The organism is Xanthobacter aminoxidans, assembly GCF_023571765.1.
Classification (GTDB): Bacteria; Pseudomonadota; Alphaproteobacteria; order Rhizobiales; family Xanthobacteraceae; genus Xanthobacter; species Xanthobacter aminoxidans.
This window is the reverse complement of record NZ_JAMJXC010000004.1, coordinates 1-13,111: the sequence shown is the minus strand read 5'-3', so window position 1 is coordinate 13,111 and position 13,111 is coordinate 1. Positions and strand designations below refer to the sequence as shown.

Genomic DNA, 13,111 nt, shown 5'->3' with positions numbered 1-13,111 from the left:
ATGCGCATCTCTGCGGACCCCGCATCCCCAGACTATTACGCAGCGAAAGCGCCCGGAGCGCGGGTGCTGTTCGACGGCATCGAGATCGACCGGTGCCGTTTGGCCGACGAAGAGCGCGGCTATGTCATCGTCACCCTCGTTGATGGTGTAGGCCGGGTGGTGCTGGAGGGCGAGGAGATCGCCACCCAGCTGCGCTATGGCGAGGTGAAGATCGTGCTTCGGGAGCGTCCCGCGTGACGCCGGCCGCCGCCATCGCATCGCTGGACCGGCAGATTGGCCTGCATGGGCAGATCGTCATCCTCCGGCGCTACACCGGCGTGGGCGCGGCGCGAGCATCGACCGACACCACGGTGGGCGCCATCGTCCGCGATTACCGGCCGGACGAGTTGGTGGGCGGCATCACGCAAGGCGACACCCAGATTGTCCTGTCGCCGACCGACATTCTTGCCGGCGGCGGCGCGATGCCACAGAAGGGCGACCAGATCGTGATCGACGGTAAGCCCCGGACGATCGTGGCTGCGCCGCCCGTGCGGGTCGGTAATGAGATCGCCCGCATCAACGTGCAGGTGAAGGGCTGATGGCCCGCGCCTCCAGGTTCGAGACCTTCGACAGGGATATTCAGATCGCGACCGCTGGCCTCTCGCCCGAGGCGATCAGCGCGGAGCTCGCTCGCGTGGCCATCGCAGAGCGCGAGCGCGTGATCCGGCTGGGCGAGGCCTCTCCGATCTACGACACCTTCGTCAACGGCGTGCGCGGCGCGCCGGAGGCGAGCGTCAAGGCGCCCGGGCCTATCGTCTACGTCTTCAGCTATTGGCAGCCGATCATCGAGTTCGCGCTGGCATACCTGCGGAAGCGCAGCCCCGTGCTGAGCGGCCGATATGCGGCATCGCACATGGTTATGGTCGGCGGACAGGTCATGCGCCCCGACGCGCCCCTGAGCGCCGACGAGGAAGTCACGATCGTCTCCGACCAGCCCTACTCGCGGAAGATCGAGACTGGGCACATGAAGATGAGCGTGCCGCGCGGGGTTTATGACGATGCCGTCCGGCAGATCCAGCGCAGGTTCGGCGCCGTCATCTCGGTCTACGACACCCAGATCCTGCTGCCCAACGGCTACTTCCTGAAGGGCGTGTTCCGCAAAGGATACAGGCCCGGGGCGCGAACCAGCTTGCGCAAGGACACTCGCGCCGGCGCCCGCATGACCTACCCGGCCCTCATCATGAAGCTCAAGGGCTCCTGAATGTCATCGCCCGCCGCCTACGACGCCGTGGTGTCCTATCTCCGCGAGGTGTGGAACATCACGCCACTCGTGTTCGAGAACGAGATGGCGTCCGCGCCGACTGACGATCACTGGATCTTCGTCGAGATGGTCGGGGGCCTCTATGCGCAGCAATCCATGGGTGCCGAGACGCTCGACGCGAACCTCTGGCGCGAGGAGGGGACGCTCTGGCTGCACGTCATGATGCCGGCGTTCCGCGGCACGCAGACCGGGCGCGGGTATGCCTGGCAGCTCGTGCAGCTTCTGACCCGGCAGCCGATCCCGTCCATCGTCTTCCGCGACGCGACGGTGGGCGCTGGGGAGCCGGCGGTGAAGATCGACGGCAACTTCGCGGCGATGACCGCGACCATCGAATGGCACCGCGACGAGTAGCGGCGCCGCGCAGCAGGAGCAGCACATGTCCACCATCGTTCTCAAGTCGTTCCGGACCAATCTCCAGCGGTTCACCACCGGCGCGCCGGTGCCCGCCGAGGCCGACCTCTCGCCCTTCACCTTCGACCACCTGAAGGACAAGCGCTTCATCGGCGAGGAGAAGCCGAGCAAGGCCGGCAAGAGCCCGCCCCCCGATCCGGCGCCCGCCGCCTGAGACCCGAACCCTCCCCCTGACCCCGCTTCGGCGGGGTCTTTCTTTTTCGGCCTCCTGCCGGAGGCGTCATCTCCACGAGGACCACTCCGATGACCGAAAGCAACCGCGTCCGCATGACCTGGGTGGATGAGGTCACGCCCGGCACGACGCCCAACACCCCGCGCATGCGGGCCGTGCGCTATACCGGCGAGACGCTGGCCTATAAGCCCAACTTCACCAACTCCGAGGAAATCCGCGACGACCGGATGAACGCGGACCCGATCAAGGTCGGCGAGAGCAATTCCGGCCCGGTGAACACCGAGTTCTCATTCCCGGTGGACGGCACGCCCCATTCGAGCTGGCTGGCGTCGCTGTTCGCGAATGCGTGGGCCAACACCCCGGTGCGCGACAACGACGGCACGGCCGATTCCATCATCACCCAGGTCACCGCATCCACCGGCGTCGTCGCCGTGGCGACGGGCGCGGCCTTCGCCGTCGGGCACCTCGTCCGCACGAGCGGCTTTGGCACCGCCGGCAACAATGGCCTGTTCAAGATCACCACCGGCTCGGCCACCGTTCCGGCGGTCGGCGCAGGCCTGCTCACGGATGAAGCCGCGCCGCCGGCTGCCGCGCGCATGAAGGTGGTGGGCCTCCAGGGCGCCAGCGGCGACCTCGTGGCGGCCGCCGACGGCATCACCTCGACCACCCTCGACTTCACCACCCTCGGCCTCGTCGTGGGCCAGTGGATCAAGGTTGGCGGCACGGGCGCCGCGTTCCGGTTCGCGACCGAGGGCTGCAACGGGTGGGCGCGGATCATCGCCATCGCGGCGAACAAATTGACCTTGGACAATCTGCCCGGCACCTGGGCGACCGACACCGGCACCGGCAAGACGCTCCGGGTGTTCTTCGGCGACCAGCTGAAGAACGGCGTGACGAAGAAGTTCGGCACCGTCGAGCGCGGCTTCATGGGCCAGTCGGTGCCGACCTACATCGTCCAGAAGGGCATGCTGGCGAACCAGGGCGAGATCACGCTCGACACCGGGGCCCAGATCAAGGCGACCTACACCTTCATGGGCCTCACGGGCTCCGCCAGCACCACGTCGCTCGATTCCTCGCCCGATGCTGCGACCACCAACCAGGTCATGTCGGCCGCGGTGAACGTCGGCCGCATCTCGCAGGGCGGCGCGGTGGTGGCCGGTCCGAATTTCGTGAAAAACATGAGCGTGTCCATCAACAACAACGCCCGCGTCATCGAGGCGATCCGCAGCGACGGGCTCGTGGGTCCGGTGGATATCAACCTCGGCGAAAACAGCACCGAGGTGACGCTCAACACCTATTTCGGCAGCTCCGCCTACTACGCCGCCTTCCTCGCCGGGGCCTCCACCAATGTGGCGTCTGTCATTGCGAAGAACGGGCAGGCGGTCGTGTTGGCGGTGCCGCGCATGACCGGCACCGACGGCAACCCGAGCGCCGGCGGCAAGAACCAGGACGTGATGGTTTCGTTCAAGGCGATGGCGAGCATCGACCCGCTCACCAATGCCCACGTCATCATGGACCGTCTGGAGTATTACGAGAACTGATGGTGCCGGGTCTCTGCCTGCCTACACGGGCGGTTCGGGCAGGTAGAGACCTTCCTTGAAGCACCTTTCACGCAGACCCATGACGCCGATGTCGCCGTTCGCGATGATCTCTGCGTCGAATTTCGTCGAGTTTATCGGGAAGTAGCCAAAGAACGGCTGCATGCCGATATATCCGCCATATGAATTCTTGGCGTTTACCCATCCGCATACAATGGTTTGCCCGTCCACATCGCCTGCTGCGATCTTTCCGAACCGGGCCGATTCAGGATCCTTAAGCTTGCTTCGCACGCTGTCTTGGATCGCCTTGCTCATTTCGGGCGTCAGGGTGACCGACTTGCCGTGCTTCGGGGGGACACCACGATAGGCCGCCGAAGGGTCCGGTGCCGCACAGCCGGACAACGCGATGGCCGTGCAGACAAACATGAAATGCATGCGGTTCAAGTGTCCCCCCTGAGCGGTGCACTTAACGGTAGCACCGACGAGATGCTGAGGGGAATGGTCACTTCTCGCCAGGGTCTTTGGACAGAAGGTGAAGCCCAGCCTCGACGAAGCCGCGGATTGCAGCTGACCTCGATGGTTTTGGGTCTGGCTGCTGAGAAATCCATGCGTCCAATGCGTCGATAAGGTCAGGGCGCATGCGAACGCCGACGAGCGGGTCTTTCCCCGTTGCCGGCCGGCCGCGCTTTTTAGGTTTAACCGATATTGACGTCATGGTTTTTAGGTTATACATAAAAACAGGCCGGAGGGAAGTAGCAGCTTCCGCCCGGCCCTAACCCCGAACCATGGAATGGGACCATGACCAGAGCTATCATTGCCAATACCACACCTCGTCCTCTCGCGCTTGCCGACCTGAACATGGCGGTCAATCACGAGCCCCGCATTCAGGACGAGAGGCTGGCTGAAGCGCTCGGCTTTCCACGGCTTCGGAAGATCAAGGATCTGATCGCGCGCCATCTGGAGGCTCTGGGCCGGCTGGGGGAGATTTGCACCACCGTGGGGCAAAATACCGACCCCAAGGGCCGCGGGCGCCCGGGCAAGACGTATTGGCTGAACAAGCGCCAGTGCCTCTACCTCTGCACGAAGTCCGAGACGGCGAATGCGACAGAGGTGACCATCGAGATGGTGTCGGTCTTCGACGCCTACACGGAGGGTCGCCTACAGGCGTTGGAACGCCCCGTGTCGGTCAAGGCCTACAACCGCCGCAAGCCGCTGAAGCGCGCTGCGAAGAATGCGCAGCTCGGTCTCTTCGCGGGGCCGTATTTCTGGGCGCCGGCCAACTTCCTGCCCGATCTCCGGGTTGCCGTAGCCAGTGCTCTGGAGCGCGTGATGTTGGGCCAGTCCAGCGAGTTCGGTGACGCGCTGCACGGGGTGCTCGTCGACATGGGCAGCTTCAACGATGGAAAGCCGATGGCATCCATGGGGGCGCTGGTCGATTGGAACGTGACCCGGTTGCATGAAGCGACCAGATCGCGCGTGCCTCGCCCGGCGTGAGGCGGAGATAACCGCAATTCAGTTCTGGGGCCGCCTTCGGGCGGCCCTTTCCATTTGGAGGTGAAGATGGGCGTCAAGTTGAACAGCGTGAAGGTCAATATCGACCTGGAGACCTCAGGCACTTGGATCGAGAGCACGTCCTACCCTGGCGTCTCCTATCTCGTGCGAGGCATCCACTACCAGCCGTTCGAGACGGCGCGCGACCTTGGCGCTCAGGCCCTCGCCAAGACGTACCGGACCAAGCCGGTCCCACTCGCGGAGCGCAACGCTGTGCTGGGCAGCGCGATTGCCAAGCACCTGTTGCTGGATTGGAAGGGCTTCGACGAGGACCATGATCCTTCTCGGGCCTTGGAGATGCTGACGGACCCGGCCTTCCGAACTCTCCTTGACGATGTGCTGCAGGCATCCACCGCGGTCGGGAAGCAGGATCTCGAGTTCACCGAGACCCTCGCAAAAAACTGAGGGCCTCCCTGCGCCTCGTCCTTGGGCGGCAGGGAGATTTGGATTGGCTGGCGGACCTCCGGGAGGCCGAGCCGGATGCGGCCGCAGTCATCCCGGAGTTCGAGGAGCCTGACGATCTGGTCGAGGAGGATTGGCACCGCCTGTACCTGCGGGCGTGGCGGATCCTGCGTTTCGACCGGCAGTACGGCTCCTTCGGCGGAGAAAGCCATATCTGCTTCCGGGCGATCAACGCCTACGGCCGGCGATATGGCTTCACGGGGCAGGATTTCGACCTGCTGCGCCACTGCGTGATCGAGATCGACCGCGAATGGCTCGATTTCGTCGCTGAAGAGCAGGACGAGGGCAAAACCAAATGACCGTGCAGCTTTCCAGCCTTCGTGTCACAGCGGACATGGACGCATCGTCCTATGCCCGCGGGATGGCCCAGAAGGTGGCAGCGGATAAGGAGGGCGCCGCGTCGGCGAAGGCCGTGGGCCTGGCGTTGGGCCAGATGGATGCCGCGGCGAAGGCTACGGGCGACGTGACCGCGAAGCTCAGTCGGCAGTTGATCGAGGGCTATTCCAACGCGGCGAAGTTCGAGAAGGTCATTCGAGACGTTGGCCGGGCCGTAGACACCGGCATGAGCCTCGACCGGGCGACCGTGATGCTGGAGAACGTCTACCGGCGGTTCGGTCTCACAGCCGACGCGGCCGCGCTGGCGCAGCAGGGCTTCGTCTCGATCGTGCCCGCCGTCGAGATGCTCAACACGAAGCTGTCCGTTCAATCGGAATTGGCCGACCGCGCGGCGCTGGCCACCCAGCGGCTGGCGGAGGCGCAGAGCGCACAGCAGCGGATCAACGCCGCGCTCGGCATTCGCGACACCTATTCCACCACTGATCGCGGCGCCGACATGGAAGCGGCCATTCGCGATGCGGAGCGCGAGGCGGTTGCGCTACGCAAGGCGCGCGAAGAAGCCGAGACGTTCAATCGAGCCCTGCTTGGGATTCGTGACGACTTCGGCGGCGAGCAGCGGGCCCGCGACATTGAAGCTTGGGCACGCGAGATCGATAGGTATTATGCCGGGCTCGTGAAGGTCCGTGACGAGGAGGACCGCCTCGCCCGCGAGCGTCGCATCGCCAATCAGAGCCAGATCAACGGACTTCTCGGCGTTCGGGCTCCTGCGAGCGACACGGCCTATGCGGCGCAGGCGCAGGGTTATGAGGATCTCGGGCGCAGCATTGATGCACTGCGCTCCCGCTATGACCCGCTCTACGCGGCCGAGATGAAGCACGCGGAGGCGATGACGGCGATCAACCGCCTCTATGCGATGGGGGAGGTGGATGCCGATCGGTACGCCGATATCGTCCGGCGCGCGACGACGGTCCACGACCAGACGATCCTGTCGCTGAAGAGCGGCACCGCCGAGCTCGGACTCAACGCCCACCAGTGGCAGAACCTCGGCTTTCAGGTGAACGACGTGGCGACCATGCTGCTGAGCGGGTCGAGCCCGTTCCAGGTCTTGGCCACGCAGGGCGGGCAGGTGGTCCAGATCCTCGGCATGGGGCAGGGGGGCATCGCCGGTTCTCTGCGCGGCATCGCCAGCACCTTGGTCGGCATGCTCTCGCCTATTCGTCTGGTGATTGGCGGCGTGGCGGGGCTCGGTGTTGCCGCCGTCGCGTCCTACGCGTCGTGGATCAACGCCCAGGCCGAGGTCGAGCGCTCTTTGCTTGGCATCGGGCGCGCCAGTGGCGCGACGGTGACGCAGATCAACAGCATCGCGTCCGCCTATGCCAGCGCGGGCAACGTCTCGATCTCGGCGGCCACCAAGATGGCGGCCGGCTTCGCCAGCACCGGCAAAATCGCCCCGGAGCTATTCGGCGACCTCATCACCGGGTCAAAAGATCTCGCCAAGGTGCTCGGGACCGACACGACGGCAGCCGCGCAGAAGCTATCCGATGCCCTCATGGAGCCGGCGCGTGGCGCCGAGCAGCTGAACCAGATTCTCGGCGCCTTCGATGCGGCCACGATCAAGCGCATCCAGTCGCTGGACGCCCAGAACCGCATGACCGAGGCGCAGCGGCAGATCATCGAGGGGGTCCGCAACGCCACGCAGGACGCCGAGCGCAGCACCACGCAGTGGTCGCGCACGTGGGATAGCCTCGGCATCGCGGTCTCGAACGTGTGGACGAAGCTGGGGCAGGCGATCGATGCCGCAACCGGCTCGGCGCCGCTGGAAGCTCAGAAGTCCGCCCTTGAGGCGCGCCTACGGCAGATTGAGGAGGCTCGGGCGAGCGAAGCCGAGCACCTGCAGCAGCTGCAGAAGTGGGGCTATTCCAACGACCAGATCAACGCGGAAATCCCCTCGCTCGCGCGGCTCGACACGATCTATCGCACCACGACCGATTCCCTGCGCAGCGTGAACGAGCAGCTGGAGAAGGCCGCCACCAAGGCCAAGGAGGCGCGGCAGGCGCTGGAATCCCTCCGGCTCATGGGCACCATCAACATTGTGATGCCCGAACTGGAAACGATCCGTCAGCTTCAGGACCGGGCTCTCGTGATGGCTGCATTCGCCTCCAACCCGCAGGCTCAAGCGAGCCAAGGGTTGACGGCGGAGCAGGCAGCCCTCGCCGCTCAGCGCGCCAACGAGGCGGCCAAGTCATACCTGACCACCCAGCAGGCCGCGACCAAGCAGCTCGATCTGCAGAACCAGGCGATCACGGCGCGGTCCCCGACCGAGCGCGCCAACCTCGCCTATGCCCAGAAGATGGCCGAGTTGGCTGGGGCGAACGTCTCCGAGGAGGAGAAGCGGACGCAGGCTCAGATGGCCTACAACAACGCCCTGAAGGAGGGGAGTTACGCCCTTTCCGAGCAGGAGCGGCAGCGGGTGCGGGCGATCCGCGACCAGGTGGGCGCGACGCAGGCGGAGATCGACGGCATCGGCAAGACCGCTCAGCAGGCGGAGCTGCTGCGCCTCAACTGGCAGAGCTATGCCGACCTGCGGCGCGAGGCCGAGCAGAACCACACCTCCTTCGACGCCGCGCAGTACGCCCGGCTGCAGAAAGAGAACGAGGAACTGGCCCGCCGGAACCAGTTGCTGCGCGAGCGGCAGCTGTACGACGAACTCGCGTTCGAGCAGAGCCAGCTTGGGCGATCCTCCATCGACCAGACGGTGGCGTCGCGGCTGCGCTCGGCCGGCATGCCGGTGGACATGAACTCTCAGGCGGCGGCGGCCATCCGTTTCACGGAGTCGATGAAGTCGGCGCAGTCCATTTCGTCTGAATTCGCATCATCTTTCGCCACGGACATCGCCCACGGCGTCGATGCACTGACAGCCTTCGGTAATGCGCTCACTCGCGTCGCCGATCAGCTGCTCAAGATGGCGACCGACCAGCTGGTGGCACAGGCCTTCGGTGGACTGCTGGGCTCCGGTGGCGGCTTCAGCCTCGGCGGCAGCGCGGCGCCGGTCCTGACCGGCTCTGGCTTCACCACCGGCATCTTCCATTCCGGCGGCGTGGTCACGTCCTCGCCGGCAACCACGCGCGCCGTATCCCCGCTGGCGTTCGTCGGTGCGCAGCGCTTCCACACCGGCGGCATCATGGGCTTCGGCCCGCGCGAGCGGCCGGCAGTGCTGGAGCTTGAGGAGGAGGTGCTGCGCCGGGATGATCCTCGGCACACCTTCAACGGCGGGCGGCGGGCGGCGGGGATCGGCAGCATCACCGCCTCTCTTTCTCCCGTCTTCCAGATCGACGCGAAGGGGGCCAACTTGACTGCGGAGCAGATCCAGCAGCTTTCGCTGGCCACTATCAAGGCCTGGTGGAAGGAGGCGCGCGGGGATGTGGTGAACGTCGTCCGCGAGGCCCGCGCCGCCCGCGTTAGGGGCGTTTGACGTGGCTATTTCCTACCCTCGTCCGTTCCCATCTGGGATGTGGTTTGCCTCGGGGACCGAGTTCAAGCTGGCGGACAACTCGGTCCAGAACACGCTGGAGAGTGGCGCCATCCAGACGATGGAAATCGCGCCGTCGCTGTGGAGCGCGAAGTTTGTCACGCCCGGGCTCCTCATGCGCGACCGGCAGGTGTGGCAGGCGTGGGAGCTGACGCTTCGCGGTGGGCGGACCTTCCTGGCCTATGACCCGGAGAAGGTCTATCCGGCGGCCTACCGAGCCGGCGTTCTGGCGCTCACGCGAGCCGGAGGCGGCGCGTTCGATGGGACCGCCACCCTTGCCAGCGTGGCGGCCACCAGCGTGTCGGTGACTGGCCTGCCCGCCGGCTACATGGCGAAGGTCGGCGACATGCTCTCCTTCCCGTGGAACAACGTCCACGCGCTGCACCAGATCGTCGAGGACGTGACGGCGAATGGCGCGGGTGCCGCGACCTTCCGCGTCTGGCCGCCCGTGCAGACGAGCCCGGCGCCGGCCGGCGGATCGACGGTGCGCCTGGTGCAGCCTTGGTGCGTGATGAAGATCAAGCCCGGCACTTTCTCGGCGCCGGCGTCGTCGACGAATGGCACGGCACCGGTGTCGTTCGAGGGTGTGCAGGACATCTCCGGCAAGGTCTTGGCGAATTTCTGATGCGCTCCTTCGACAACGACACGCTTGCCCTCCTGGACAGCGGACGGGTGGTCACGCGCGGGCTGCTGCTGTTCAACTTCCCGTCCGGCCTGTGGGGATTCTGGGATGATCTTGGCCTGCTGGTCTACGCCGGCGTGACCTACAAGGGGTCCGGGCAGCTCATCACCGTCGACGAGATCGGGTTCTCCGGGGACTTGTCCTCGAACTCGATCAACCTGACGCTGACGGCCATCCCGGACACCGACCTTTCGCCTGACGTGCTCGCCACCATCGAAAGCGAGCAGTACCACCAGCGGCCGGTCACGTTGTCCCGGGCCTACATCAACCCGGACACCCGCGCCGTCGTGTCGGTGCAGCGGGTCTATCGCGGTTATGTGGACCAGATGGTCCATGACTATACGGATGGCGCTCAGGCGACGCTCACCTGCGTTGTGCAGGGCAGGGGGCGCGACAACACCCGGCGCGGTTGGCGCACGCGCTCCGACGCGGACCAGAAGCGGATCGCCTCCACCGACGGCGGGATGCGCCACGCGGCCACCTCGGGCACGCAGGATATCTATTGGGGCAAGCTCCCCGGCACGGTGAAGAAATGAGGCTCCCGGATTGGGAGGAGCGGCTCGCCGACGTGATCGCCGCCTATCAGGGCGGCGTCTTCGTCTGGGGGCTGCGCGATTGCTTCCGCCTGCCGGTGGACGTGGCGTGTGCGGTGGCCGGCCTCGTCCTGTGGCCGGACGTGCGCCCCTACCGCACCGCCCGCGGCGCGGCCGTCCGGCTCGCCCGCCATGGCTTCCGCGGCGTGGGTGGCGCGCTCGCAGCCGTGCTTGAGGAGGTGCCTCCCGCGCTGGCGCGCCGCGGCGACGTGGGCGTGGTGCTGGAGCAGGGCGCCGAGGCCGGCGTGGTGGTGCTGGGCACCGAGCTCGCCGGCATGGCGCCGGCGGGAATGACCATCGTGCCGCGCGAGCGGCTGGTCAGGGCATTTCGAGTGGGATGAGGAGATCGGGGCCGCTCTGAAGCTTGCCGGCTGAAGCGGCCCCGATGACGACCCCAGATATGAGGAGGTGTACAGGGACGGTCCCCCGCAACTTCCAACAAACTGTGGCAACTGAGCGATATGTCCCACAGCCGAGCCCGGACGTCCAGATGGATGGTCGGGCTCAGTCGTTTCGGTGTGCTCGGATGCCCTTTATCGGAGTGGCGATTGCCGCCGCGGTCGGCCTCCCGGCCATCGCCGGCACGCTTATCAACATCGGCCTTGCGGTTGGCCTGTCCTTCGTCTCGCGGGCGCTGACTGGCGCGGCCTCGGCGACGAGCAACACGGGCATCCAGACCACGATCGAACTCGGCGGCGACGTGCCGCGCGGGTGCGTGTTCGGCGAGACCGGCACGGCAGGCCAACTGCTCTATGCCAACACCGCCAACGAGAACAACAACCTGCTCCAGATGGTCTTTGCCATCGGCGAGGGCCCGCACGACGACCTGACGCGGATCTGGGTCAACGGCAAGGCTCGGACCCTGACGCTGGTGGAGGAGACCACCTGGCACAAGAAATTTCGGGTGGGCGGCTTTGTCGCGAAGAACGGCACCCCGCTCCTCTACGTCTATTTCTACCGCGGGTATCAGGACCAGCCGGTCTGTCAGGAACTGGTGGATTGGGCCAAGCCCTCGACCCGATGGACCAGCACCGACCGGCTTGCCGGCGTCTCCTATGCGGTGGTGAGCGCATTCTATGGCGACAGCGCCTTCGACAGCGGCATTCCGCGCTTCCTCTTCGGCGTGCGCGGGCGCCGCCTCTACGACTGGCGTCTGGACAGCACCAATGGCGGCTCCGGCGCGCACCGGTGGACGGACGAGAAGACGTGGACCTTCTCGGCCAACCCGATCGTGCATCTCTACAACTTCGAGCGCGGGCTCTACCTGAACGGCGAGTTGGTGGTGGGCAAGGGCACGCCGCCGGTCGACCTGCTGCTGCCTCACTACACCGCCGGGGCGAATGCCTGCGACGAGCCGGTCTCGACGGTCGAGGGCAGCGACGCCAACCGCTACGTGTGCGCCACGGTGGTGTCTGCCGACGAAGAGTACGGCTCGGTCATCGAACGGATCCTCGAAACCTGCGCGGGATCGATGTACGACCGGGTGGGTGCCAACGGGCCCATCGTTGGCGTTCCGCAGACTGTCACCTATCCAACCATCACCGACGGCGACCTGGTGCTGGGGCGGCCCGTCAAGTTCACGGCGAAGCAGGGACGCGACAGCCTCGTCAATGGCATCTTCGGCACCTATGTGAAGCCGGAGGATCAGTATGCGCAGGTCTCCTACCCGGCCCAGACGGATAGCGCAGCGGAGGCGGCCGACACCGAGATCCGGCGCACCCAGACTGATTTCGAGGCCGTTCCCGTCTGCTCGCAGGCCCAGCGCCTCGCGAAGATCAAGCTCCGGCTCTCCCGGCTGCAGGCAACCGCCACCATCACCCTCGGCTTCCGCGCCATCGTGCTGGAGCCCGGCGATTGGGTCCGCTGGAATTCCGCGCGGTTCGGCGACCGGACCTACATCGTCCTGAGCGTGAAGCAGGCCAAGGACCAGACGGTCACCATCAACCTGCGCGAGATCGCGGCTTCGGCGTTCTCGTGGACCACGGCGGACCAGTTGCCCACGCCGGTTGCCGGCGAGGAGAACGACGGCGGCGGCCTCGCGAATGGCGTGACGGCCTTCTCCCTGCTGGCGATCACCATGGTCGGCGATGCGGGGGCGGTGACGCCGGCGGTGCGGGTCTTCTGGTCGCCGATCTCCGACCCGACCGTGACAGCGGTGCTGATCCAATACCGCATCGTCGGCTCGGATGACGTGCTGACGGCGCGCGCGGAGGCGGTTGGCGCCGGTGAGTGGGTGGTGTCGGCTGGGCTGGTGGCGGACACCGCCTACGAATTCCAGGCGACGATTGAGACCGCGCCGGTGCGCGAGACGGTGTGGACGTCGTGGGTGGGCGTCACCACCGGAAAGCAGCTGGCCAGCGGCGTCGTGCCCAATTCCATCACGCCGGAGCAGATGACGGCGGCCACCCGCGACCTTGTGGTGACGAAGACTGTGGTCGAGATTGTCTCCCTGCAATACGCGGTCGAGCGGCTGTCCTTGCTGCTGGCCGATGTGGATGCGGCTGGTGACCTTAACCGGCTGGAAATGAGCCGCGCCT

General features: G+C 66.1%; 15 protein-coding genes. 14 read left to right on the top strand and 1 reads right to left on the bottom strand.

The annotated features are described in order from the left end of the window. The 6 genes from EJ105_RS07790 to EJ105_RS07765 all read left to right on the top strand — a co-directional run bounded on the left by EJ105_RS07790 (window position 1) and on the right by EJ105_RS07765 (window position 3,424). A complete protein-coding gene (locus tag EJ105_RS07790) occupies window positions 1-237 on the top strand; it encodes a hypothetical protein (RefSeq protein WP_250165874.1) in 237 nt (78 codons plus the stop codon). Then, window positions 234-578: a hypothetical protein gene (locus EJ105_RS07785; protein WP_250165873.1), complete on the top strand. Its 345-nt coding sequence runs from the start codon at window positions 234-236 to the stop codon at window positions 576-578. The genes EJ105_RS07790 and EJ105_RS07785 overlap by 4 nt, the downstream gene beginning before the upstream one ends. After that, window positions 578-1,240, top strand: a complete 663-nt coding sequence (locus EJ105_RS07780) for a hypothetical protein (protein WP_250165872.1) — start codon at window positions 578-580, stop codon at window positions 1,238-1,240. Before EJ105_RS07785 ends, EJ105_RS07780 begins: the two co-directional genes overlap by 1 nt. After that, window positions 1,241-1,651: a hypothetical protein gene (locus tag EJ105_RS07775; RefSeq protein WP_250165871.1), complete on the top strand. Its 411-nt coding sequence runs from the start codon at window positions 1,241-1,243 to the stop codon at window positions 1,649-1,651. It abuts the gene before it with no gap. 25 nt (window positions 1,652-1,676) lie between these two features. Then, complete coding sequence (locus EJ105_RS07770; RefSeq protein WP_250165870.1) at window positions 1,677-1,865, top strand: hypothetical protein; 189 nt, start codon at window positions 1,677-1,679, stop codon at window positions 1,863-1,865. Window positions 1,866-1,954: 89 nt separating this feature from the next. Next, a complete protein-coding gene (locus tag EJ105_RS07765) occupies window positions 1,955-3,424 on the top strand; it encodes a phage tail tube protein (RefSeq protein WP_250165869.1) in 1,470 nt (489 codons plus the stop codon). A 21-nt stretch (window positions 3,425-3,445) separates the two neighbouring features. On the opposite strand, the gene EJ105_RS07760 is transcribed toward EJ105_RS07765, so the two are convergent. Beyond that, the gene (locus EJ105_RS07760; RefSeq protein ID WP_250165868.1) at window positions 3,446-3,865 is read right to left on the bottom strand and encodes a hypothetical protein; all 420 of its coding nucleotides are present in this window, start codon (window positions 3,863-3,865) and stop codon (window positions 3,446-3,448) included. Between the two features lie 354 nt (window positions 3,866-4,219). On the opposite strand from EJ105_RS07760, the gene EJ105_RS07755 reads away from it, so the two are divergent. From EJ105_RS07755 to EJ105_RS07720, 8 genes are all read left to right on the top strand, one after another. Then, a complete protein-coding gene (locus EJ105_RS07755; protein WP_250165867.1) occupies window positions 4,220-4,915 on the top strand; it encodes a Rha family transcriptional regulator in 696 nt (231 codons plus the stop codon). 66 nt (window positions 4,916-4,981) lie between these two features. Continuing rightward, on the top strand, window positions 4,982-5,377 hold the full coding sequence (locus EJ105_RS07750; protein WP_250165866.1) for a hypothetical protein: 396 nt from the start codon (window positions 4,982-4,984) through the stop codon (window positions 5,375-5,377). A gap of 38 nt (window positions 5,378-5,415) precedes the next feature. Next, a complete protein-coding gene (locus EJ105_RS07745; RefSeq protein WP_250165865.1) occupies window positions 5,416-5,733 on the top strand; it encodes a phage tail assembly chaperone in 318 nt (105 codons plus the stop codon). After that, the gene (locus EJ105_RS07740) at window positions 5,730-9,242 is read left to right on the top strand and encodes a phage tail length tape measure family protein (protein WP_250165864.1); all 3,513 of its coding nucleotides are present in this window, start codon (window positions 5,730-5,732) and stop codon (window positions 9,240-9,242) included. Before EJ105_RS07745 ends, EJ105_RS07740 begins: the two co-directional genes overlap by 4 nt. A gap of 1 nt (window position 9,243) precedes the next feature. Beyond that, complete coding sequence (locus EJ105_RS07735; protein ID WP_250165863.1) at window positions 9,244-9,924, top strand: hypothetical protein; 681 nt, start codon at window positions 9,244-9,246, stop codon at window positions 9,922-9,924. After that, entirely contained in the window at window positions 9,924-10,517 is a 594-nt protein-coding gene (locus tag EJ105_RS07730; protein ID WP_250165862.1) for a DUF2163 domain-containing protein, read from the top strand. Before EJ105_RS07735 ends, EJ105_RS07730 begins: the two co-directional genes overlap by 1 nt. After that, the gene (locus EJ105_RS07725; RefSeq protein ID WP_250165861.1) at window positions 10,514-10,915 is read left to right on the top strand and encodes a DUF6950 family protein; all 402 of its coding nucleotides are present in this window, start codon (window positions 10,514-10,516) and stop codon (window positions 10,913-10,915) included. Before EJ105_RS07730 ends, EJ105_RS07725 begins: the two co-directional genes overlap by 4 nt. Before the next feature lie 185 nt (window positions 10,916-11,100). After that, window positions 11,101-13,111, top strand: a 2,011-nt coding sequence (locus EJ105_RS07720) for a phage tail protein (RefSeq protein ID WP_250165860.1), incomplete at its 3' end; no start/stop codon positions are given.

Bases quoted from the DNA above. Each gene is read 5' to 3' on its own strand.
- EJ105_RS07790 (WP_250165874.1), top strand. From the start codon at position 1: ATGCGCATCTCTGCGGACCCCGCATCCCCAGACTATTACGCAGCGAAA.
- EJ105_RS07780 (WP_250165872.1), top strand. From the start codon at position 578: ATGGCCCGCGCCTCCAGGTTCGAGACCTTCGACAGGGATATTCAGATC.
- EJ105_RS07775 (WP_250165871.1), top strand. From the start codon at position 1,241: ATGTCATCGCCCGCCGCCTACGACGCCGTGGTGTCCTATCTCCGCGAG.
- EJ105_RS07770 (WP_250165870.1), top strand. From the start codon at position 1,677: ATGTCCACCATCGTTCTCAAGTCGTTCCGGACCAATCTCCAGCGGTTC.
- EJ105_RS07765 (WP_250165869.1), top strand. From the start codon at position 1,955: ATGACCGAAAGCAACCGCGTCCGCATGACCTGGGTGGATGAGGTCACG.
- EJ105_RS07755 (WP_250165867.1), top strand. From the start codon at position 4,220: ATGACCAGAGCTATCATTGCCAATACCACACCTCGTCCTCTCGCGCTT.
- EJ105_RS07750 (WP_250165866.1), top strand. From the start codon at position 4,982: ATGGGCGTCAAGTTGAACAGCGTGAAGGTCAATATCGACCTGGAGACC.
- EJ105_RS07740 (WP_250165864.1), top strand. From the start codon at position 5,730: ATGACCGTGCAGCTTTCCAGCCTTCGTGTCACAGCGGACATGGACGCA.
- EJ105_RS07730 (WP_250165862.1), top strand. From the start codon at position 9,924: ATGCGCTCCTTCGACAACGACACGCTTGCCCTCCTGGACAGCGGACGG.
- EJ105_RS07725 (WP_250165861.1), top strand. From the start codon at position 10,514: ATGAGGCTCCCGGATTGGGAGGAGCGGCTCGCCGACGTGATCGCCGCC.